Genomic DNA, 21,310 nt, shown 5'->3' on the forward strand with positions numbered 1-21,310 from the left:
CTATAGTTATGGATGTGTTGTAATTGTTAAAATGGTAATATTATCTTTTTTAGGTCCATAATGCCAAAAAACTCTATAAGCCGCAGGAGTATTATTTTCAGCATAAGCTTCAAATATTTCTTCTCCGTTATTTCCTTTAATCTGAAGTTTTGACAAAAAATTTTTATTGTCCCAAATTTGGGAGAAAAACCCCGCACTTGCAGTGCGTCGTTTTAACATATAGAATGAAGAGATGCAGTATTACAAGAAGCTAAGCCAGGAGTTTCGCACTTAGCAAAGTTGCGAATCAGTTAAAAGCCATCTGATATTGTTTTGAATTGATGTTTTTATAACTTCCCAAGTTTGTTGATATAAAGTAATGTTTTCATTTATCCTCCTTTTATTCATATCAAGCCAGGCAAATACTGCAAGGCAAATATGATTTCTTTGAGCTCGGCCCGTGCGTGCCTGACAGCGTTCAATACCACAAGTTTGTTTTAATTCTCGATGATAAACCTCTATAGACCAACGTGCCTTAACAATTTTCTCTATTTGCTCACGTGTGGGATTTTCCAAGTTCGTTGTTATGTAATCAATGCGACCATTCTTTGCCACAAACTTAAATACCGTAACCCAACCGTATCCACGTAGGTGAATTTTTAGCCCCTCATCGGGTATCTCTAAACTTTCCAAGCTAACATTATGATTAACTTTTCTATTTTTCCTTAGGGTGGTAACCCATAGCCAGCCTAAATTACGTATATGTTTTAAATTCTCCAACCCGCTATACCAAGCATCCATGACTATGGCATCAGGATTGAGACCTCTTTCTTTAGCTAAAGTAAGCATATCACAAAAATGCTCATTCTTTGTTTTACCATCAGTGTCTTTATCATATATTCTATAATCTACGGGAGTAGATTGAGCAATTTTAGTATTGTAATGTAGTAAGTTTACCATTCCTATACCAGGTATAACATCATGTACAGCTCCAGAATATTGATAACGTACAAGCTCAATCTTCTGACTGTATTGCTTTGATAATAAGGTGTCATCCCCCACTAATAAACACGGTGCTTCCCAATCTATATATTTTGACACTTCCTTATAGATTTCGCTAGGACGAAAATCCTTACTCTTTAACCATCGACTTGCACTATCGTGAGATAGATCTACTGGACTCACTTCAGATAATGCCTTGCTAGTATATCTGACACTACTTGCTTGTAAAAATGATTTATATAAGTCCTTGCTACATTTTGTTCTTGTCATTTTTATCTGAAGTTTTGACAAAATCCTTTCCATAAGGAGAAATGTATTCCAATTTTTTTATACTTTTTTAGTAATAACAAAATTTATTTATTCTATTTGGGTACATAATGTGTCAAAAACTGTAGCAATTTTGTCTAATATTGCTGGTTTATACTTACTAATATTATTTGGTAATTCTAGCTTTTTATTAAATGAGGTTTTGGTAATTTGGTTACTTCCATCAAAACTTGATTTTATTGTAATTTCCAACTTACCGTGTTTATTACTTTTGCGTATTACTGGTGCAAATGGTTTGACCTGATGATTATTTCTAATATTTCTATGATCTGGTATCCCTCTGGATATAGACTTTTCTAATATTTCTTCAAGGGCAATTTGTGGCATAGATCTATAAACTTCACTTGGAGACAACATATTGCTATTGATTTTTTTATCCCATGCCCTTACTTTTCTTGCCTTAACTGAAGATTGTGCATGATACAATATGTTGTACGCTAGCATTACGAATAACATATAATCCTCATCTTTATTTGGATCATTCGTTTGAAATTTATCCATCAATAATTTTGACTTACCAAATTTAAAAAAATGCTCAATATCAAACCTTTGTCTATAGTATTCATATACTTCTTTACCACTGATTTTATCTTTTTGTTGGCCAGAAACACATAACCATAAATCTCTGTTATATTTCCTATTTCCTGATGCATCTAACACCTTAACCTGAATAAAATTCAGCGGTTTATCAGACATGATATGCTGTTTCTTGCCCTTGATTAGATAATTCTTAAATAGTGAAATACTAATTGATATGTCACCATTTTTTGTAGCCTTTACTACAGTTTCTTCTGTATCTGGAATCAGTAAATTATCAGAACTACTACAAGAAATCTTAGCTCCATAAGATCTTTTACGACCTCTTGTTTTTTGCTCCTCTATATATATTTTGTAAATACTGCGATTAATTCTTTGGCGGGTTATTGTTACCGTATTTGCTTCATTGTGCAGCGGGTGAATGAAAGATAGAGCGCTATAACCTGCATCACCTACTGTTATATTTAGAGCCTTTTGTGGTATTTGCTTAACAATTTTCATTATTTGTTTGCTACCTTTGCTATACTTATTCTCATCTGATTTTACTCTATTTATAGATATTGGTACAGACCATTTAGGCTGAGCACCGATGCAAACTACACTATATTCATAACCCGCAACTGGTCGGTTATTAGCATTCTGTCTAATATATGTACGATCAATTGCTTTCTTGGAATCTTTCTTGCTACTCACTGTAGTATCTATTTGCAGTAAGTTTTTACCCTCATTAATCAGTTTACTTATTAAGTATTTTTCTATATCTTCTCGAGTCTTAAAACGTTGCTCATCTCTTATATTTAATGATTCATCACGAGCACAGTAAAAATTCTCTATAGCTCTGTATACACTTGACCAACTACGCTGAAAATATTTATTAGTTGTTAATTCAACAACAGATCTTGCTTTAACGCTATCATTAGTTACTAGTGATAGTATTAATTCTAAAACCACATCTTGATTATAGGGGAAAATTTTTTATTTCTTGCAACATTTCTTGCATAATCATACACACTAAAAACCATTTTGTATTTGAGCGTATTTATATCATACTTTATAAGTTTGGTTATCTTTTTGTCAAAACTTCAGTTTTATCTAAAACTATTTTTCTCTAGATTAACATACTTTTTGCTAAGTGCGAAACTCCTGTAAGCCACACAGTTTACGATTGTACTTATCATATAGTATGGGTGACTAAATATCGCTATAATATATTGGTAGGAGAGTCAAGGACCTAATCCAAGAGATATGTAAGAATAATGGTGTAGAGATATTAAGAGGGAAGATAGCTTCAAATCACGTACATATCTATGTATCTGTGCCACCTTATCAAAGTATTAGTAAGGTGGTACAGTATCTAAAAGGAAAGAGTTCAAGGAAGATTCCGCAGGAATTTCCAGAATTACGGCAACAGTATTGGGGTAAACACTTATGGGCTGTTGGATATTTTGTCAGAACCACAGGCAATGTGACTGACAAAATGATTAAGGATTATATTGATAAACATGAATCGAGAGATGATAAGTTTGGAAACTTTCAAGTTGAAAACTAGCTATAGCTAAGGCATTTATGCCGTAATCTTAAGCCCTGCATTTACAATGCAGGGTGATTAACTAAAAAAAGTGGCGAGTGTATCAATCTATAATTTGTATTATATATCAAATAATTTACTTTAAATTGTAGAAATATCGCTTTTAAGCTGATAAAAGCACTAAATATTTAACTTTAAATATAAATTTTTACTTTAGTCAGAAAAATTAGAATTTTTGTCAAAACTTCAGTTTAATAGACTTATAAACCTGAATTCTGGATTAGCTAATTTTGAGATATAGCAGGTTTGTTAGGTTTCATACAGTATGCAATGAGGGCGGATAAGATATGTACAAAGGCATTCCAAATTGATCTATGTCTTGTATGTTCGATCTCGAAAGCACCCTTCAGCACACTAAATACTGTTTCGATAATTGAGCGTTTGCGTAATAATATTTTTTCAAATAATGGCATAAGTTTATTCTTCATTTTCTTCTTTATGCCAGTTACTAACTTGATTCCTTTGCTGTATAGATCATCAAAGAGCTCCTGTTTGATATAACCCTTATCGCCAAACAATAATCCCGTGATATGTTTGGTGATTATCGAAACCGGCGCTCTATCATCTACATTACCAGGCGTTAGTTTTAGACCTTGAATCTCACCTTTTTTGTTAATAACCAAATGTAATTTTAGACCAAAAAACCAACTTTTTGTTGTTTTACCCAAAGCAGCAATACCGGCAAAGACTTTATTACGAGAGATTCTTTTTCGATGACAAACCTCTAAAGATGTGCGTCAATATAAGAAACTCCCGTAGATTGAGCTGCCTGCATATACCATTCAAGTAATAAAACTAAATAACTCAGAACTCTTGGTTTTAGAGCTATAAAACGAGTATATGATGGAAGAGTTACAAAGTCTGATTTATATAATTGTAGATAGGACATATAAAAATATTTAAAGTTTTTACAAGGTGATTGATGGTATAAAAGCACTATTGTTAACAGCTCAGAATAGCTTATTTCAGGCTTTCTTGTAGGGTTTTTATTAATTAATGGTAGAAATGATTTATTAATCTCTCAGGGTTTAATTCCCCGAAGCTCTGCTTCGTGATATCATAAGAAACAACTAAAACTTTTTTAGATACCTCGTAGCTCTGCTGCGAGGAGCATCATTAGTTCACACTGTCTTGATTTTGAGAGTTGATTTAGCTTGGAGTGTACAAGACTCTTTTTATTTGATAAATCCAAGCTTTTGAGCTTTCCCACGGCCCAGTCCCTCTCAACTGTGATTCTACCAAGAGCTTTAGCAAGTTCATCATTTTGCTCTTGTAAATGATTTATTTGTTCTTGATATTCACTCAAAACTTTAGCTGGTTCAAAAGCTAATGCCGCATTACCTAAAAACTGTTTTTTCCAATTTTGAATTGTTTTAACACTTATTGCATATTTTGAAGCTAACTAACCAAGTGTCGACTCCTCTTTTATTAATTCTAATACTATCCCCGTTTTTTCTGAAGCACTGAAAATTTTTACTTTATTTTTCTTCATCTTTCCTCTTAAGTTTATTGCTATTTATTCTAACTTATTGCGGAAACACACTCCTTCATTTTTTTGTCCAATTTTTTCAGTCCAAAATAGTTATAAACACTAGTCATAAATTAAGTCATCCCTCCAATACTCCTATTATACATAATAAAAATACGCAAGAAAAACAAAGATAATAATATCTATATAATACTTGACTAATTTACTAGGACATTCTATTGTAATGCCAATATTTATTGGTAAATAATCCTATGATGCTAACGACAAAAGGTAGGTATGCCGTAATGGCGATATTAGAGATGGCTTCAAATGTAGGCGATGAGCCTATAACTTTGAATGAAATTTCTTTAAAACAAAATATATCACTTAATTATTTAGAGCAAATATTTTCTAAACTTAAAAAAGCCAATTTAGTTAAGGCTATTAGAGGACCAAACGGAGGATATATCTTAATAGGAAAATTAGAAGAAATAAAAATTTCTAATATTATGGATGCCGTAAATGAGAACTTCATAATGACCGGCTGTTATAAAAAGTCGATAAAAAATTGTGCCTCGAGTACAATAAAATGTAATTCGCATAAATTATGGAAAGGGCTTGGTAAGCATATCAGAGATTATTTTGAAAATATTTCAGTTAAAGATGCTTTAAACCTGAATTTAAATATATGATATATTTAGATCATAACTCTACTACTTCTATTGCACCAAAGGTTAAGGAATATGTAATGAGCTTGATGAATAAGGAGCTTAATTCTTCATCTGCTCATAGCTCAGGTAGGTTTGCTAAGAATATTATAGAAACAGCACGCTCTCAAATAGCAGCAGCTTTAGTAATATCATCTAGAGAATATGATATTACTTTTACTTCTTCAGGAACTGAAAGTAATAATTTAATAATGAAAAATTTTTATGATGGTGATATTTTCATTTCTGCTATTGAACATTTATCGATCTATAACCATATAAAGCATGCTCCGAATATTAAAATTATTAGAGTTGATAAGCAAGGGGTAGTTGAGCTTGAGCATTTAGAGGAGCTATTAGCCCAAAGTACGACTTCTAAGAAGTTAGTGTCCGTCATGATGGCTAATAATGAAAGCGGAGTGCTACAAGATTTAGCTAAAATAAGTGAGATAGCTAAAAAATATGATGCAAGATTTCATAGCGATTTAGTACAAAGTTTTGGTAAAATACCAACAAATATCAAAGTGTTAGGGTTAGATTTTGCTACAATTTCAGGGCATAAAATAGGAGGTGGACTAGGTGGTGCTGCTTTAATCTCTACTTCTCGCTTTCCGCTTACTCCAATAATTATAGGAGGTGGACAGGAAAAGTCAGTACGTTCAGGCACTGAAAATGTTTTAGCAATTGCAGGATTCGGCTTAGCAGCTGAATTAATGAAAGAAAATATCGTAGAGAACTATGTAAAACTCAAAAGCTTACAAGAAGTTTTAGAGAAAAAACTAAAGAAGTATCAACGCGTAAATATTATTAGCGAAAACGCAAAGAGATTACCTAATACTACCTTGTTTACTGTGCCAGGTACAGACGCTCAGACAAAACTGATCGGTTTTGATTTGCGTTATATTTGTGTTAGTTCTGGCTCTGCTTGCTCATCAGGTAAAATATCTAAATCGCATATGTTAACTAATATGGGGCTAGATGAAGAAGAAGTAAAATCATCTATTAGGGTATCGTTTGGGCATAATAACACAATTGATGATATAAAGGCATTTATGATGGCTTTTAAAGAAGTGTACAATGTTGCATAGCGTCATTGCGAGGAAATTATGAAATAATTGACGAAGCAATCTCAGGAGTTAAGCTTATTATTTCATAAGATTGCAACAAAGCTTTGCTCCTCGCAATGATGATTAAAAAGCCACGGTATGACACAAAAATAAAAAAAATTTTTAATACTCACAATTATATGAACATACAATTAAACAATTTAATCCTCCCAATATATATGGATTATCAGGCAACGACGCCGTTAGATCCACGTGTGATGGAAGCGATGCTGCCATATTTTACTACCAAGTTTGGCAATCCTCATTCACGTAGTCATTCTTTTGGGTGGGAAGCTGAAAACGCTGTAGAAGAGGCAAGAGGTGATACTGCAAAACTAATAGGGGCTGAAGCTAAAGAAATAATCTTTACCTCCGGTGCAACTGAGTCTAATAACCTTGCTATAAAAGGCATAGCAAAATTCTATGGCAATAAAAAGAACCATATTATTACAGTAGTTAGTGAACATAAATGTGTCCTTGATGCTTGCAGGCATTTAGAGCAGGAAGGGGTAAAAGTCACCTACTTACCAATCAAACCTAACGGAATAATCGATTTAGAGGTTTTAAAAAATGCTATAACCGATCAGACTATGCTTGTATCAGTTATGGCGGTGAATAACGAAATAGGTGTGATTCAGCCCTTAAAGGAAATTGGAAAAATTTGTCGTGAGAAAGGTGTTTTCTTTCATTCTGATATTGCTCAAGGGTTTGGCAAAATTCCAATTGATGTTAATGAGTGCAATATTGACCTTGCAAGTATCTCAGGGCATAAAATTTATGGTCCAAAAGGCATAGGTGCTTTGTATGTTAGAAAAAAACCTCGTGTGCGTATTACTCCGCTAATAAATGGTGGTGGTCAAGAGCGTGGTATGCGTTCCGGTACGCTGCCGACACCCTTAATAGTAGGACTTGGCACAGCTGCTAATATCGCTTATAATAAGATGGAAAAAGATACCAAGCATGTAAATCAATTATTTGATAAGTTTTTAGGTGCTATAAACAGTCAAATTTCTGAAGTTTACCTAAATGGTGATAAAGATCAAAGGTATAAAGGAAATTTAAACTTAAGCTTTGCAGGTGTTGAAGGAGAATCAATTATCCTTGCCATTAAAGATTTAGCGGTTTCTTCCGGTTCGGCTTGTACTTCAGCCTCGCTTGAACCATCATATGTGTTGCGTTCTATGGGAGTTGATGAGGAACTTGCTCATACTTCGATTAGATTTGGCATAGGTAGATTTACTACTGAGCAAGAAGTTGATTATGCAGTAAAGTTAATATGCTCAAAAATCAATAAGCTACGGGACTTAAGCCCGCTTTGGGAAATGATGCAAGAGGGGATTGATTTAAAGAAAATTAAATGGGCTGTGCATTGAAAATCGTCATTGCGAGGAGCGAAGCGACGCGGCAATCTTGTCAAATATCCTAAGATTGCTTCGTCAAAACTTGTAGTTTTTCCTCGCAATGACGTTGAAACAATTAAAACTAAAATTTTAGAGAATAACAATGGCTTATAGCAAAAAAGTAATAGATCATTATGAAAATCCACGTAATGTTGGATCACTTGATAAAGAGAAGAAAAACGTTGGTACGGGACTCGTTGGTGCACCTGCTTGCGGTGACGTTATGAAGCTACAAATCGAAGTTGATGATAATGGGATTATTACGGATGCAAAATTTAAAACATTCGGCTGTGGTTCGGCTATTGCCTCAAGTTCTTTAGTAACAGAATGGGTAAAAGGTAGATCAATAGACGATGCTGAAGAGATTAAAAATACCGAAATAGCAAAAGAATTATCATTGCCGCCGGTAAAACTTCATTGTTCACTTCTTGCTGAAGATGCCATAAAAGCAGCTATAGCCAATTACAAGCTTAAAAAAGAAAATAAAAAAGACTCTTAACATATGAAGAAAAGCGTTATTTCATTAACTGATTCGGCTGCAAAACAAGTGCAGTTACTGATAGAAAAACGTAATAAGCCTACATATGGAATTAGGGTAGGCGTTAAGTCAGGCGGTTGTGCCGGTCAAACTTATTATGTTGAGTATGCCGATAATAAAAACCAATTTGATGAAGTAGTCGAAGAAAAAGGCGTGCGGATCCTAATAGATCCAAAAGCATTAATGTATATATTAGGTTCTGAAATGGATTATGTAGAGAGCAAATTCAAATCCCAATTCACTTTTACCAATCCTAACGAAAAAGCTAATTGTGGTTGCGGTAAGTCTTTTAGCGTATAATCCCACTTGAATTAATAAATCAGTATATGTAGCTTTAGGAATAGGTTTATCTGGCAGAAAGGATATTTTAGGCTTATGGATAAGTGAGAATGAAGGAGCTAAATTTTGGCTTGGTAATTTTACTGAGATGAAAAATAGAGGAGTAAAAGATATCTTAATTGCTTGTAGTGATAATCTAACTGGTATATCTGATGCTATTGCATCAGTATACCCGAAAACTGAACATCAAATTTGTATTGTCCATCAGATCAGGAATAGCCTCAAATATGTATCATATAAAGATAGAAAGCAATTAGCAGCGGATTTGAAACTAATCTATACTTCTGCTACTGAAAAAGAAGCAGAATTAGCTCTTGAGTCATTTGATCAAAAATGGAGTAAGCAATATCCGCATATAGCTAAATCTTGGTATAATAATTGGGATAATTTGATAATTTTCTTGCAATATCCAAAGGAGATTCGTAAGATTATTTACACTACAAATGCGATAGAATCGCTGAATAGCCAATTGAGAAAAGTTACGGCTCTGTTTCATCAATTGTGTAAATTTCGTGAACCATTAAATTCTACCATCAAATTTGATCATAAAATGAGCCATAGCTTCATTCCAATTGGGGATAGGCATAGACCATTTTTTGGTAATATAATCAATTGTCAGATATAAAGCCTTAAATAGTCCGTCCGCCAAAACTCTACAAGCCTTATAGATAATATGGTTTTAAGACAAGAAGTAATACAACAATCCGTAAGAAAATGATAAAATATGGTCATAAACCTTATGGATTTCAGTCAATGCCAATAGACAACATTATCAAATCGCAAGAACAAGGGAAACTGTTTGGTTATAAATTAAAAGAAGAATTAAACCCAAATAATAAGCTATATAAATTAAGAGAATTAATAAATTGGTCTAGGCTCGAAGAGTGGTTATCAAAAAATGTTTGTATTAAGAAATTTGGTAGAAATAGAAAATGTCATAGAGTGATGCTTGGCATAACGATGCTACAAGCAATGTATAATTTTTCAGATTCATTATCAGAGGAAGAGCTAAAAGAGAATATGTATTGGCAGTATTTCTGCGGGTGGGAATATATAGAAAAAGACATAGCTATCTCGGAAACTAGTATACGACGGTTTCGTAGTGTATTAGGTGAAGCTGGATATAATGAGATATTATCGGAGTTGATCAGGGTTGGGATAAAAACTAACACAATTAAAAAAAAAGATTTGGAATTAATCATCGCTGATACGACTGTACAAATTAAGAATATCAAACACCCACACGATGTTTATTTAATGGATAAAGCTAGGCTTAGCATAGTAAAGCTTTGCAACAGTTTGGGTATACATTTGAATGAAACATACGCTAGAACCTATAAACGCGATATAGTAAAGCTATGGAAATATAAAGAACATAGTAAAGCCAAGAAGCGTTGGAAAATAATGAAGCATTTAAAAATATTACTGGGTCGTTTGATTAGAGTATGTGAGCGTGAGATCAAAAATAAGCAATTAAACTTGTCTCTCAAAAATCAAGAAGTATTGCAAAAAATAAAACAAATACATAACCAATCTGTTTTAAAAAGAGAAGCTAAAAAGCAATATAAAGAAGATAACAAAGTATTATATAGTTTTCATGCCCCTGAAGTAGAGTGTATAGGAAAGGGAAAACGCAACAAGCCATATGAGTTTGGCAATAAAGTAGCGGTAGTAGTAAGTGGTCGTAGAAATTTTGTTTTATCCGCAAAATCGTTTCATAATAATCCTTATGATGGTCATACATTGCATCAGAGCTTTGAAGCAGTAGAGAGTGTCACTGGAATCAAGATAAAGAAATCATTTGTTGATCTTGGGTATAGTGGTAGCAATGTAAAGGAGAAGAGTAAGGTATATACCCCAAAAACGCGGAAGAAGTTGTTACAAGAGGACAAGTCTATGATCAAGAGACGCAGTGCCATAGAACCAATAATAGGTCACTTAAAGCAATATGGTCGGATGGGTAGAAACTTCTTGAAAGGTATGATAGGAGATATTATCAATCCAATAATCTCTGCTATTGGTTTGAATTTACGATGCATTGCAAATCATTTACAAATCGTGTCTAACTCCACATAAATCAAAAATATCATCATGCAAAAACTAGATGAACGATAAAAAATCGTTAACAATAGCTCCATATCAAAATTAGACCAACACAGAAATGTATCAGTAAAAATTAACATAACTTATTAATTTTTATTGAAAATCTTAGCAATTTGTTGTCAAAACTCTATCCCATTACAAATGATCAGGATTTGAAGTGTTTTTGGCGGATAGACTAAATACTGCGTCATCATTTGGAAAGATGCGTTTATTCTTAGTCACTTTTCTCAATTGGCTATTCAGCGATTCTATCGCATTTGTAGTGTAAATAATCTTACGAATCTCCTTTGGATATTGCAAGAAAATTATCAAATTATCCCAATTATTATACCAAGATTTAGCTATATGCGGATATTGCTTACTCCATTTTTGATCAAATGACTCAAGAGCTAATTCTGCTTCTTTTTCAGTAGCAGAAGTATAGATTAGTTTCAAATCCGCTGCTAATTGCTTTCTATCTTTATATGATACATATTTGAGGCTATTCCTGATCTGATGGACAATACAAATTTGATGTTCAGTTTTCGGATATATAGTCTATCCGCCAAAAACACTTCAAATCCTGATCATTTGTAATGGGATAGAGTTTTGACAACAAATTGCTAAGATTTTCAATAAAAATTAATAAGTTATGTTAATTTTTACTGATACATTTCTGTGTTGGTCTAATTTTGATATGGAGCTATTGTTAACGATTTTTTATCGTTCATCTAGTTTTTGCATGATGATATTTTTGATTTATGTGGAGTTAGACACGATTTGTAAATGATTTGCAATGCATCGTAAATTCAAACCAATAGCAGAGATTATTGGATTGATAATATCTCCTATCATACCTTTCAAGAAGTTTCTACCCATCCGACCATATTGCTTTAAGTGACCTATTATTGGTTCTATGGCACTGCGTCTCTTGATCATAGACTTGTCCTCTTGTAACAACTTCTTCCGCGTTTTTGGGGTATATACCTTACTCTTCTCCTTTACATTGCTACCACTATACCCAAGATCAACAAATGATTTCTTTATCTTGATTCCAGTGACACTCTCTACTGCTTCAAAGCTCTGATGCAATGTATGACCATCATAAGGATTATTATGAAACGATTTTGCGGATAAAACAAAATTTCTACGACCACTTACTACTACCGCTACTTTATTGCCAAACTCATATGGCTTGTTGCGTTTTCCCTTTCCTATACACTCTACTTCAGGGGCATGAAAACTATATAATACTTTGTTATCTTCTTTATATTGCTTTTTAGCTTCTCTTTTTAAAACAGATTGGTTATGTATTTGTTTTATTTTTTGCAATACTTCTTGATTTTTGAGAGACAAGTTTAATTGCTTATTTTTGATCTCACGCTCACATACTCTAATCAAACGACCCAGTAATATTTTTAAATGCTTCATTATTTTCCAACGCTTCTTGGCTTTACTATGTTCTTTATATTTCCATAGCTTTACTATATCGCGTTTATAGGTTCTAGCGTATGTTTCATTCAAATGTATACCCAAACTGTTGCAAAGCTTTACTATGCTAAGCCTAGCTTTATCCATTAAATAAACATCGTGTGGGTGTTTGATATTCTTAATTTGTACAGTCGTATCAGCGATGATTAATTCCAAATCTTTTTTTTTAATTGTGTTAGTTTTTATCCCAACCCTGATCAACTCCGATAATATCTCATTATATCCAGCTTCACCTAATACACTACGAAACCGTCGTATACTAGTTTCCGAGATAGCTATGTCTTTTTCTATATATTCCCACCCGCAGAAATACTGCCAATACATATTCTCTTTTAGCTCTTCCTCTGATAATGAATCTGAAAAATTATACATTGCTTGTAGCATCGTTATGCCAAGCATCACTCTATGACATTTTCTATTTCTACCAAATTTCTTAATACAAACATTTTTTGATAACCACTCTTCGAGCCTAGACCAATTTATTAATTCTCTTAATTTATATAGCTTATTATTTGGGTTTAATTCTTCTTTTAATTTATAACCAAACAGTTTCCCTTGTTCTTGCGATTTGATAATGTTGTCTATTGGCATTGACTGAAATCCATAAGGTTTATGACCATATTTTATCATTTTCTTACGGATTGTTGTATTACTTCTTGTCTTAAAACCATATTATCTATAAGGCTTGTAGAGTTTTGGCGGACGGACTATTTAAGGTTTTATATCTGACAATTGATTATATTACCAAAAAATGGTCTATGCCTATCCCCAATTGGAATGAAGCTATGGCTCATTTTATGATCAAATTTGATGGTAGGATTTAATGGCTCACGAAATTTACACAATTGATGAAACAGAGCCGTAATTTCTGCTCATCACCATGTTTACCTACTGAAGTTTTGACAAAAATTCTAATTTTTCTGACTAAAGTAAAAATTTATATTTAAATATTTAGTGCTTTTATCAGCTTAAAAGCGATATTTCTACAATTTAAAGTAAATTATTTGATATATAATACACATTATAGATTGATACACTCGCCACTTTTTTTAATCTCTCAGGGTTTAATTCCCCGAAGCTCTGCTTCGTGATATCATAAGAAACCACTAAAACTTTTTTAGATACCTCGTAGCTCTGCTGCGAGGAGCATCATTAAAAATTTTTTGTCAAAACTTCAGTTACCTACTGTGCTCATAAAATATCCTTTACTCCAAAACTCACTTCCCCATAATTTTTCTTTAAGATTTGGATATTTCTCAAACATTTTCTTAGAAGTAATACTTTTTATGATTTGAGTTATTTTTGTTGGGCTATACATTGGTATTGACTGTAATAAAAAATGTACGTGATCTTTATCTACTCCTATTTCTAAAAATCTAATTTCATAACGATCTTCTATGTGCTCACAAATTTTACACAAATAATCATCTAGTTCTTGATTGAATATTACTCTTCTATACTTTGCCGGCGTTACTAAATGATATATTAGTACTGTGACATTATGACTCTTATGTATATAACTGCTTTCTTCCATTCAAGTAGTATATCACGAAGCAGAGCTTCGGGGAATTAAACCCTGAGAGATTAAAATTTTCTTTTACTGTTGAGGATAAGGGTTATTACTTGCCACTTGAGCAGTAACAGTTTTTACACTATTATCATCAAAGAACACAGTTATATCAACTGTGTCACCAACTTTTAGATCTTTCCTTATATCATAAAGCATTATATGCATACCTCCAGGTACAAAACCAACGTTAAGATTACCAGAAATTAAAAACGGATAATCTACTTTCACCATTTGACTAACACCATTACTGTCGGTAACTGTTTGGTGCATCTCTATTCTACCTATTTGATCTGAAGATATATTAACTATATTATAGCTAGCCGGTCTAGTATTTACTAATGTAAAATACATAGCAGAATTGCTTAGTACATTATTAACATTTGTTGTAGGTCTTACCCAAGATTGTGCAAATTGTACAGCTCCTGCCGCATTTAACTTAGATAAAGTAGCAGATGAATCTGTAGGGTTAGTATTTTGGGCTGGCTGAGTGTTAGGGCTAGCATAGCTTGTTATACTAGCAAAAGCTATGAAACCAGCCAATAAAGTTTTTATCATAATTAACACCTTTTAATAGTTTTATAAAATACTAGCATAAATTTTATATAAAGCTAGTTTTTTAGAATATAATGCCTGCGTGTTTCTTTAGAAAATCTCTCAATCGCATAACGCAATGTAGTTCTAGGCATTTGCGATATATGTTGATTTAGAAAATCTATCAGCTGCTTTTCATCCTTTTTTCCTGCTTCACGTAGCATCCACCCTACCGCTTTATGAATTAAATCGTGCTTATCGTTCAGTAATAATTGTGCTATTTTAAAAGTTAAATTGAGTTCATTTTTGCGAATAAAATACCAAGTTGCAACCATTGCTATTCTTCTTTCCCAAAGATTTTCAGATTTTGCTAATTTGAAAAGATATTCCTTATCTTTATCCCATAAATAAGCTCCGATAATATAATGAGCTGAAGCATCAACCAAATTCCAATTATTAACATATTTTGTGTTATCTATATAGAATTCATAAAAAAATTTCTTATCATTATCAGAAGCTTTTTGATATTGATTGATAAGGATAACTAATGCTAAAAGTCTTTCTTCATTAAATCTTGATTTAATAAGCCTGCCTAAATCATCCTTACTTAAATTATAATAAGTTTTAGCTATTTTACGTAAAGTCGGCACAGTCACCCCTATAAACCTATCATGCTCACCATATTGCCCTTCTTTAGTTTTAAAAAAAACTGTTAAGCGTTCTACCGGAATAGTCGCCGAATTAAGTAAAATATTTCTAATTTCTTGTAAATTTTCTTTCATGTTCAATAAGCCATTTTTTACGATGTAATCCTGAACCATATCCGCCAAGCTCGCCATTATTATTAATAATGCGGTGGCATGGAATAATTATAGCAAATCTATTTGCTCCGTTAGCATGTGCAACAGCTCTATAAGCAGTTTCTTTGCCCACTGCCTTAGCTTGTGTAAAGTAGCTCCTTGTTTCGCCATATGGCACATTCATTAGCTTTTCCCATACTAATCTCTGAAACTCGCTTCCTACAAGACATAAAGATGTATTAAATTTTTGTAAATTGCCGTCAAAATATGACTTAAGTTCTTTTTCAACTGATGAAATAGGTTTGGTATTGCCATCAATAACAGACAATTTAGCCTTAACTTTAAGCATTTTAATCTCTCAGAACCTGAATTCTGGATTAATCTAGGTTTGGAAGTCAGTATTTACAAAGGATAGAAGACACTCTATATAATTTTTAGCAAAAAAACAAGAGTATCCCCATGAAGAAAGATATTACTGCATTATTTTGTTTTGTCGATGATTTTTGTAAAATTAGCGAGCAGTGGATTAATGATGAACGAACATTAGAATTACCCATGACGAATATTAAAATTACCCATTTTTGAGTAAAAAATATTGTCTAAAGTGTTACATTATTATCCTCCGATTTTATAGTTAATTTTTTGCCTTTAGCTGTAGCGATTCTATAACTTTCAGTATTGAGTTCAAGAATTGAAGAATGGTGAACCAATCTGTCAATAACTGCTGACGTAGTCATTTCATCTTTAAAAATAGTATTCCATTTTGCAAAAACTAAATTGCTAGTAATTAATACACTACGCATTTCATAACGTTCAGCTAATAAGGTAAATAAAACATCAGTTTCTTCACGATTATATGGTACATATGATATATCATCAATTATCAATATTTCAAAATAATCGAATTTTTTAATAATTTGCTTAAGTTTTAAACTAAGCTTTGCTTCTAGTAATTGTTGAACCAAATTAGCTGCTGTTGTATATAATACACGTCTACCAGCAAGACACCACTCACGTGCTAAACCTATACTAAGATGACTTTTGCCAGTGCCAGGATTACCAACAATAAGTATATTTTCATAGCGATCCATAAATTCTCCTTGTGCAAGATATTGGATCTTAGTTGGCGATAATCCTGGGATACGCTTAATATCAAAGTTGCTTAATAACTTATCTCGAGAGAGTTTTGCTTGCTTCAGCAATCTGGCAATACGTTGTTGTTGTCTATGTTCTAACTCACGTATGGCTAACTCCTGTAGATAATCTATATATGTTTTCTTTTCTTGCTCAAAGCTTTCTGCAACTGATTTATAGCACGATGCAAAAGTAGGTAAGCAAAGGTTCTTGAGTAAATTATTTAGCGGTTGCGGAGTTATTATCTGTTTACTCATGCAACCTCCATTGTTTTAAAGCAATGTAATTGATCATATTCAGACAGTATTGGTTGATTAATTTTTACTGAACAAACAGTTTGAGTCTGGCTATTTAGTAAATCTGTAATATGATCAATTATTGGCTCAATCTTCTTTTCTAATAGCACTTCTAATGCAGTAACTACATTCAATTCTCCATACATTTTTGCTAATTGTAATATTTTAAGATATATTTTATGCCCTTTATATGGATATATAGAGATAAGCTGGTCATATACCTGACGAAATATAGCACGTGGGAATAAAGCTTCATAATATTGATATTGAACAAATGCTCCAGGTTTACGTACTAAACTATCAATAATATGTCTATAATCAATAACATAGCCATTGCTGATTCTAGACATTTTTTGTAAACATTTGTTACCATAGTAAAGCTCTATTTCTTCAGAATAAATATATAATGGACTAAAAAAATTGGACAAAAAAATGAAGGAGTGTGTTTCCGCAATAAGTTAGAATAAATAGCAATAAACTTAAGAGGAAAGATGAAGAAAAATAAAGTAAAAATTTTCAGTGCTTCAGAAAAAACGGGGATAGTATTAGAATTAATAAAAGAGGAGTCGACACTTGGTCAGTTAGCTTCAAAATATGCAATAAGTGTTAAAACAATTCAAAATTGGAAAAAACAGTTTTTAGGTAATGCGGCATTAGCTTTTGAACCAGCTAAAGTTTTGAGTGAATATCAAGAACAAATAAATCATTTACAAGAGCAAAATGATGAGCTTGCTAAAGCTCTTGGTAGAATCACAGTTGAGAGGGACTGGGCCGTGGGAAAGCTCAAAAGCTTGGATTTATCAAATAAAAAGAGTCTTGTACACTCCAAGCTAAATCAACTCTCAAAATCAAGACAGTGTGAACTATTAAAGATTAGTCGATCTACAGCCTACTATAAATCCAAGGAGATGAGTATAAATAAATTAAGTATTTTAAATAGAATAGATGAAATATATACAGATAATCCTGAATTTGGTTATCGCTATATTCATCAACAGTTACTAGAAGATGGTTTTATTGTCGGTAAAGATCGAGTACTGAAATATATGAGGATGATGGGTATAGAAGCTATTTACCCACATAAGAAAAAATCTACTTCTCGAAACGATAGTGAGCATAAGATCTATAGCTACTTACTTGATCAATATTGGACTAAATCTGGCTCAACAAAGCAAGTGTATGTGCCTAATGTGAATGAGGTTTGGAGTGGTGACATTACTTACATTAGAACTAATGGTGGCTTTATGTATATGGCAGCTATTATAGATTGGCATAGCAAGGCCATATTGAGCTATAAACTGTCAAATTCTATGGATGCATCTCTTGTAACTGATGTCTTGAAACAAGCTCTCAGTAAGTATAACGCTCCACAGATATTTAATAGTGATCAAGGTAGCCAATATACCAGTTATGACCACATAAATATTCTCAAGGAGCATGATATCCAAATTTCAATGAATGGCCAAGGTAGAAGTATTGATAATATAGTAATAGAAAGGTTTTTTAGAACTTTAAAATATAATTGTATCTTTATTAATGATTTTAACAATGTTAAAGAGTTAAAAGAGGGGATTGATCATTATCTGAATAAATATAATTATCACAGATTTCATTCAAGTATTGGTTATAAAAAGCCTATGAATGTATATCTGAATTATATGCAAAATTATCAGCAAATTGCTGCCTGATAATCGAAAAATTAGGAAAACATACTACTCATTTTTTTGTCTTGATTTTTCAGTCCACTATCATATAAGCTTTTAAAGTATAACCTATTAAGCGACTAGGCACAGAATAAGCTACAGATAAAATACTAACTGTACTGCTTGGATTAACACGTACTGATAATATTGTAGGTGCATTCCATTTCCTGATTGGTAACTCTTTTAAATGAACTAATTCTTCAGCTAATTTTTCTTTTCTACAGCTATTTCGCTTTTCTTTAATTTGTGTAAGGAATAATTCATAAGCTTTTAAATCAACAAAATTACGTGATCCACGTAATAGCAGATGTTGATTCACTGCTTGCTTAAATGTATCATGACTTTTTTCAACAGAACCATTTTCATGACTGACGCCTGGATTATTTCGCGATGGTGCAACATTGTAATAACCAAGCAATTCTTGCCATCTTTCTGTAAATTGTCTACTATTACCACATTGCTTGGTAGCTGCACTTAAATTATCTGTACGATGCTCTGGTCAAACTCCACCTAACTCCCATACAGCTTTTTCAAACCCTGATGCTAATGTATCAAAACTTTCACTATGGCATATGCTAAAAGTTTCCCAACATGAATAAGGCAACATAAAATGAAATAGTAAGTGAGGATATGGTTGCCCACCAATACAAATACCCAATTGATTCATATTGGTCCAATCAGACTGACTCTGTTTGCCAGGAAGAATATTTTGTAAAAAGATTACCGTCTTATCCTTACCATGTGCAGCTCTCCATTGTTTCAACCTTTGCTGCAAACAGCGTAATTGCTTCCCATTATAATTCCCATGATACTTTTCTGTCAAATATGCTAATATGGTAGTTGCTTGCAACTCCGGTGCTGATTCTAGCATTGATTCTATTTCATCCCAGTGCTTCACAAATGGATCCTTACGTGTCCTATATTTACGTATTGTGCGTAATTCGCTTGGATACTTATTAATACGTAAATACTTACGTGCCGTTTTTACACTCATACCTGCTTTTGCAGCAGAAATTATCTGATTATATTTTTTGATCTTTTGCATTAAAATACCTACTTGGTTATTTGTACATGTCATCAGTAATTCTCGAATAATATTTAAATATTTAAAAATAAATTTTTATTCGATTTTACTGTCCATAGTTACTTCTTTTTTATAGGTAATTTTAATGTTCGTTGAGGGTAATTCTAATATTCGTTAGTCAGTAGAGAAAGAGTGGTGATAATCTGGTAAGATGTCCTGAATTAAAAATAATCCAGATTATATGAGATCTCGGAAGAAAGCCCCTTTTAACCTGAATTCTGGATTAGCTAATTTTGAGATATAGCAGGTTTGTTAGGTTTCATACAGTATGCAATTAGGGCGGATAAGATATGTACAAAGGCATTCCAAATTGATCTATGTCTTGTATGTTCGATCTCGAAAGCACCCTTCAGCACACTAAATACTGTTTCGATAATTGAGCGTTTGCGTAATAATATTTTTTCAAATAATGGCATAAGTTTATTCTTCATTTTCTTCTTTATGCCAGTTACTAACTTGATTCCTTTGCTGTATAGATCATCAAAGAGCTCCTGTTTGATATAACCCTTATCACCAAACAATAATCCCGTGATATGTTTGGTGATTATCGAAACCGGCGCTCTATCATCTACATTACCAGGCGTTAGTTTTAGACCTTGAATCTCACCTTTTTCGTTAATAACCAAATGTAATTTTAGACCAAAAAACCAACTTTTTGTTGTTTTACCCAAAGCAGCAATACCGGCAAAGACTTTATTACGAGAGATTCTTTTTCGATGACAAACCTCTAAAGATGTGGCGTCAATATAAGAAACTCCCGTAGATTGAGCTGCCCGCATATACCATTCAAGTAATAAAACTAAATAACTCAGAACTCTTGGTTTTAGAGCTATAAAACGAGTATATGATGGAAGAGTTACAAAGTCTGATTTATATAATTGTAGATAGGACATATAAAAATATTTAAAGTTTTTACAAGGTGATTGATGGTATAAAAGCACTATTGTTAACAGCTCAGAATAGCTTATTTCAGGCTTTCTTGTAGGGTTTTTAATGATGCTCCTCGCAGCAGAGCTACGAGGTATCTATCCAAAAAGCTTTAACTGTTTTTGTTGAAATGCTTTATAAGAAGGTTTGCCTGAACCTTGATTCTGTACATAATTACGTAATTTCTGCTCATCACCATGTTTACCTACTGTGCTCATAAAATATCCTTTACTCCAAAACTCACTTCCCCATAATTTTTCTTTAAGATTTGGATATTTCTCAAACATTTTCTTAGAAGTAATACTTTTTATGATTTGAGTTATTTTGGTTGGGCTATACATTGGTATTGACTGTAATAAAAAATGTACGTGATCTTTATCTACTCCTATTTCTAAAAATCTAATTTCATAACGATCTTCTATGTGCTCACAAATTTTACACAAATAATCATCTAGTTCTTGATTGAATATTACTCTTCTATACTTTGCCGGCGTTACTAAATGATATATTAGTACTGTGACATTATGACTCTTATGTATATAACTGCTTTCTTCCATTCAAGTAGTATATCACGAAGCAGAGCTTCGGGGAATTAAACCCTGAGAGATTAAAAATAGCTATCTGCTGGCTTTAATGCAAGGGTAAAATAAAAATATAGAAGAAAAAGAGAGATTATTAATTGCTTTATCAATTATAGAGAA

The 21,310-nt window shown here is 32.6% G+C and carries 20 protein-coding genes and 9 pseudogenes; 11 read left to right on the plus strand and 18 right to left on the minus strand.

Features of this window, described 5'->3' with window-relative positions; genetic code table 11:
• Positions 1–6: 6 nt before the first annotated feature.
• The 3 genes from AAHI98_RS15960 to AAHI98_RS15970 all read right to left on the minus strand — a co-directional run bounded on the left by AAHI98_RS15960 (position 7) and on the right by AAHI98_RS15970 (position 2,796).
• Positions 7–156, minus strand: a complete 150-nt coding sequence (locus tag AAHI98_RS15960) for a hypothetical protein (RefSeq protein ID WP_342226463.1) — start codon at positions 154–156, stop codon at positions 7–9.
• Positions 157–270: 114 nt separating this feature from the next.
• Complete coding sequence (locus AAHI98_RS15965) at positions 271–1,251, minus strand: IS701 family transposase (RefSeq protein WP_342224659.1); 981 nt, start codon at positions 1,249–1,251, stop codon at positions 271–273.
• Positions 1,252–1,338: 87 nt separating this feature from the next.
• Positions 1,339–2,796 carry a transposase gene (locus tag AAHI98_RS15970; RefSeq protein WP_342224664.1) on the minus strand — a complete coding sequence of 486 codons (1,458 nt, stop codon included), beginning with the start codon at positions 2,794–2,796 and terminating at the stop codon, positions 1,339–1,341.
• 167 nt (positions 2,797–2,963) lie between these two features.
• Here AAHI98_RS15970 and tnpA (AAHI98_RS15975) point away from each other — a divergent pair.
• Positions 2,964–3,394 (plus strand): annotated as a pseudogene (gene tnpA / locus AAHI98_RS15975) (IS200/IS605 family transposase).
• Between the two features lie 263 nt (positions 3,395–3,657).
• Here the strand turns inward: tnpA (AAHI98_RS15975) and AAHI98_RS15980 are convergent.
• A pseudogene (locus AAHI98_RS15980) lies at positions 3,658–4,451 on the minus strand (IS982 family transposase).
• A 63-nt stretch (positions 4,452–4,514) separates the two neighbouring features.
• Positions 4,515–4,739, minus strand: a complete 225-nt coding sequence (locus tag AAHI98_RS15985; protein WP_342226464.1) for a hypothetical protein — start codon at positions 4,737–4,739, stop codon at positions 4,515–4,517.
• 434 nt (positions 4,740–5,173) lie between these two features.
• Between AAHI98_RS15985 and AAHI98_RS15990 the strand changes: the two genes are divergently transcribed.
• From AAHI98_RS15990 to AAHI98_RS16015, 6 genes and pseudogenes are all read left to right on the plus strand, one after another.
• Positions 5,174–5,593 (plus strand): Rrf2 family transcriptional regulator, encoded by a 420-nt coding sequence (locus AAHI98_RS15990; RefSeq protein WP_342226680.1) that lies wholly within the window; start codon positions 5,174–5,176, stop codon positions 5,591–5,593.
• Positions 5,590–6,696 (plus strand): cysteine desulfurase family protein, encoded by a 1,107-nt coding sequence (locus AAHI98_RS15995; protein WP_342226465.1) that lies wholly within the window; start codon positions 5,590–5,592, stop codon positions 6,694–6,696. The genes AAHI98_RS15990 and AAHI98_RS15995 overlap by 4 nt, the downstream gene beginning before the upstream one ends.
• Positions 6,697–6,854: 158 nt before the next feature.
• Positions 6,855–8,087, plus strand: a complete 1,233-nt coding sequence (locus tag AAHI98_RS16000; RefSeq protein ID WP_342226466.1) for an IscS subfamily cysteine desulfurase — start codon at positions 6,855–6,857, stop codon at positions 8,085–8,087.
• Between the two features lie 130 nt (positions 8,088–8,217).
• Positions 8,218–8,613, plus strand: a complete 396-nt coding sequence (gene iscU / locus AAHI98_RS16005) for a Fe-S cluster assembly scaffold IscU (protein WP_342226467.1) — start codon at positions 8,218–8,220, stop codon at positions 8,611–8,613.
• A 3-nt stretch (positions 8,614–8,616) separates the two neighbouring features.
• Positions 8,617–8,952 (plus strand): iron-sulfur cluster assembly accessory protein, encoded by a 336-nt coding sequence (locus tag AAHI98_RS16010; RefSeq protein ID WP_342226468.1) that lies wholly within the window; start codon positions 8,617–8,619, stop codon positions 8,950–8,952.
• Between the two features lie 13 nt (positions 8,953–8,965).
• Positions 8,966–9,475 (plus strand): annotated as a pseudogene (locus AAHI98_RS16015) (IS256 family transposase); the annotation flags it as partial.
• A 36-nt stretch (positions 9,476–9,511) separates the two neighbouring features.
• Here the strand turns inward: AAHI98_RS16015 and AAHI98_RS16020 are convergent.
• A pseudogene (locus AAHI98_RS16020) lies at positions 9,512–9,634 on the minus strand (IS256 family transposase); the annotation flags it as partial.
• 71 nt (positions 9,635–9,705) lie between these two features.
• Here AAHI98_RS16020 and AAHI98_RS16025 point away from each other — a divergent pair.
• Positions 9,706–11,067, plus strand: coding sequence for an IS5 family transposase (locus tag AAHI98_RS16025; protein WP_342224717.1), 1,362 nt, complete (start codon positions 9,706–9,708; stop codon positions 11,065–11,067).
• Positions 11,068–11,265: 198 nt separating this feature from the next.
• Here the strand turns inward: AAHI98_RS16025 and AAHI98_RS16030 are convergent.
• Positions 11,266–11,628, minus strand: a pseudogene (locus AAHI98_RS16030) (IS256 family transposase); the annotation flags it as partial.
• Positions 11,629–11,832: 204 nt separating this feature from the next.
• Positions 11,833–13,194 carry an IS5 family transposase gene (locus AAHI98_RS16035; RefSeq protein ID WP_342224717.1) on the minus strand — a complete coding sequence of 454 codons (1,362 nt, stop codon included), beginning with the start codon at positions 13,192–13,194 and terminating at the stop codon, positions 11,833–11,835.
• Positions 13,195–13,265: 71 nt separating this feature from the next.
• Here AAHI98_RS16035 and AAHI98_RS16040 point away from each other — a divergent pair.
• Positions 13,266–13,388 (plus strand): annotated as a pseudogene (locus AAHI98_RS16040) (IS256 family transposase); the annotation flags it as partial.
• Between the two features lie 356 nt (positions 13,389–13,744).
• On the opposite strand, the pseudogene tnpA (AAHI98_RS16045) reads toward AAHI98_RS16040, so the two are convergent.
• The 4 genes and pseudogenes from tnpA (AAHI98_RS16045) to AAHI98_RS16060 all read right to left on the minus strand — a co-directional run.
• Positions 13,745–14,098: pseudogene (tnpA, locus tag AAHI98_RS16045) on the minus strand (IS200/IS605 family transposase); the annotation flags it as partial.
• A 63-nt stretch (positions 14,099–14,161) separates the two neighbouring features.
• Positions 14,162–14,689 (minus strand): copper chaperone PCu(A)C, encoded by a 528-nt coding sequence (locus AAHI98_RS16050; RefSeq protein WP_342226470.1) that lies wholly within the window; start codon positions 14,687–14,689, stop codon positions 14,162–14,164.
• A 53-nt stretch (positions 14,690–14,742) separates the two neighbouring features.
• Positions 14,743–15,447: a DNA alkylation repair protein gene (locus AAHI98_RS16055; protein WP_342226471.1), complete on the minus strand. Its 705-nt coding sequence runs from the start codon at positions 15,445–15,447 to the stop codon at positions 14,743–14,745.
• Positions 15,422–15,823: pseudogene (locus AAHI98_RS16060) on the minus strand (methylated-DNA--[protein]-cysteine S-methyltransferase); the annotation flags it as partial. The gene AAHI98_RS16055 and the pseudogene AAHI98_RS16060, both read right to left, overlap by 26 nt.
• 101 nt (positions 15,824–15,924) lie before the next feature.
• On the opposite strand from AAHI98_RS16060, the gene AAHI98_RS16065 reads away from it, so the two are divergent.
• Positions 15,925–16,050, plus strand: coding sequence for a hypothetical protein (locus AAHI98_RS16065; RefSeq protein ID WP_342226472.1), 126 nt, complete (start codon positions 15,925–15,927; stop codon positions 16,048–16,050).
• A 14-nt stretch (positions 16,051–16,064) separates the two neighbouring features.
• On the opposite strand, the gene istB is transcribed toward AAHI98_RS16065, so the two are convergent.
• Both istB and AAHI98_RS16075 read right to left on the minus strand, forming a co-directional pair.
• Entirely contained in the window at positions 16,065–16,856 is a 792-nt protein-coding gene (gene istB / locus AAHI98_RS16070) for an IS21-like element helper ATPase IstB (RefSeq protein ID WP_342226473.1), read from the minus strand.
• On the minus strand, positions 16,853–17,245 hold the full coding sequence (locus AAHI98_RS16075; RefSeq protein WP_342225848.1) for an integrase: 393 nt from the start codon (positions 17,243–17,245) through the stop codon (positions 16,853–16,855). The genes istB and AAHI98_RS16075 overlap by 4 nt, the downstream gene beginning before the upstream one ends.
• 141 nt (positions 17,246–17,386) lie before the next feature.
• Between AAHI98_RS16075 and AAHI98_RS16080 the strand changes: the two genes are divergently transcribed.
• A complete protein-coding gene (locus AAHI98_RS16080) occupies positions 17,387–18,583 on the plus strand; it encodes an IS3 family transposase (RefSeq protein ID WP_342224752.1) in 1,197 nt (398 codons plus the stop codon).
• Positions 18,584–18,632: 49 nt separating this feature from the next.
• Here the strand turns inward: AAHI98_RS16080 and AAHI98_RS16085 are convergent, their stop codons facing one another.
• The 4 genes and pseudogenes from AAHI98_RS16085 to tnpA (AAHI98_RS16100) form a co-directional block, all read right to left on the minus strand.
• Positions 18,633–19,016, minus strand: coding sequence for a hypothetical protein (locus tag AAHI98_RS16085; protein WP_342226474.1), 384 nt, complete (start codon positions 19,014–19,016; stop codon positions 18,633–18,635).
• Between the two features lie 81 nt (positions 19,017–19,097).
• The gene (locus AAHI98_RS16090; protein ID WP_342226475.1) at positions 19,098–19,676 is read right to left on the minus strand and encodes a hypothetical protein; all 579 of its coding nucleotides are present in this window, start codon (positions 19,674–19,676) and stop codon (positions 19,098–19,100) included.
• A 233-nt stretch (positions 19,677–19,909) separates the two neighbouring features.
• Positions 19,910–20,674: pseudogene (locus AAHI98_RS16095) on the minus strand (IS982 family transposase); the annotation flags it as partial.
• A 33-nt stretch (positions 20,675–20,707) separates the two neighbouring features.
• On the minus strand, positions 20,708–21,166 hold the full coding sequence (tnpA, locus tag AAHI98_RS16100) for an IS200/IS605 family transposase (RefSeq protein ID WP_342224823.1): 459 nt from the start codon (positions 21,164–21,166) through the stop codon (positions 20,708–20,710).
• Positions 21,167–21,310: the final 144 nt, after the last annotated feature.

The organism is Rickettsia endosymbiont of Urophora cardui (assembly GCF_964030725.1).
Taxonomy (GTDB): domain Bacteria; phylum Pseudomonadota; class Alphaproteobacteria; order Rickettsiales; family Rickettsiaceae; genus Rickettsia.

Excerpts from the sequence above, each read along its gene's own strand:
- AAHI98_RS15965 (WP_342224659.1), bottom strand. The coding sequence starts at position 1,251 with ATGACAAGAACAAAATGTAGCAAGGACTTATATAAATCATTTTTACAA.
- AAHI98_RS15990 (WP_342226680.1), top strand. The coding sequence starts at position 5,174 with ATGATGCTAACGACAAAAGGTAGGTATGCCGTAATGGCGATATTAGAG.
- AAHI98_RS15995 (WP_342226465.1), top strand. The coding sequence starts at position 5,590 with ATGATATATTTAGATCATAACTCTACTACTTCTATTGCACCAAAGGTT.
- AAHI98_RS16000 (WP_342226466.1), top strand. The coding sequence starts at position 6,855 with ATGAACATACAATTAAACAATTTAATCCTCCCAATATATATGGATTAT.
- iscU (WP_342226467.1), top strand. The coding sequence starts at position 8,218 with ATGGCTTATAGCAAAAAAGTAATAGATCATTATGAAAATCCACGTAAT.
- AAHI98_RS16010 (WP_342226468.1), top strand. The coding sequence starts at position 8,617 with ATGAAGAAAAGCGTTATTTCATTAACTGATTCGGCTGCAAAACAAGTG.
- AAHI98_RS16025 (WP_342224717.1), top strand. The coding sequence starts at position 9,706 with ATGATAAAATATGGTCATAAACCTTATGGATTTCAGTCAATGCCAATA.
- AAHI98_RS16035 (WP_342224717.1), bottom strand. The coding sequence starts at position 13,194 with ATGATAAAATATGGTCATAAACCTTATGGATTTCAGTCAATGCCAATA.
- AAHI98_RS16050 (WP_342226470.1), bottom strand. The coding sequence starts at position 14,689 with ATGATAAAAACTTTATTGGCTGGTTTCATAGCTTTTGCTAGTATAACA.
- AAHI98_RS16055 (WP_342226471.1), bottom strand. The coding sequence starts at position 15,447 with ATGAAAGAAAATTTACAAGAAATTAGAAATATTTTACTTAATTCGGCG.
- AAHI98_RS16065 (WP_342226472.1), top strand. The coding sequence starts at position 15,925 with ATGAAGAAAGATATTACTGCATTATTTTGTTTTGTCGATGATTTTTGT.
- istB (WP_342226473.1), bottom strand. The coding sequence starts at position 16,856 with ATGAGTAAACAGATAATAACTCCGCAACCGCTAAATAATTTACTCAAG.
- AAHI98_RS16075 (WP_342225848.1), bottom strand. The coding sequence starts at position 17,245 with ATGTCTAGAATCAGCAATGGCTATGTTATTGATTATAGACATATTATT.
- AAHI98_RS16080 (WP_342224752.1), top strand. The coding sequence starts at position 17,387 with ATGAAGAAAAATAAAGTAAAAATTTTCAGTGCTTCAGAAAAAACGGGG.
- AAHI98_RS16090 (WP_342226475.1), bottom strand. The coding sequence starts at position 19,676 with ATGACATGTACAAATAACCAAGTAGGTATTTTAATGCAAAAGATCAAA.
- tnpA (WP_342224823.1), bottom strand. The coding sequence starts at position 21,166 with ATGGAAGAAAGCAGTTATATACATAAGAGTCATAATGTCACAGTACTA.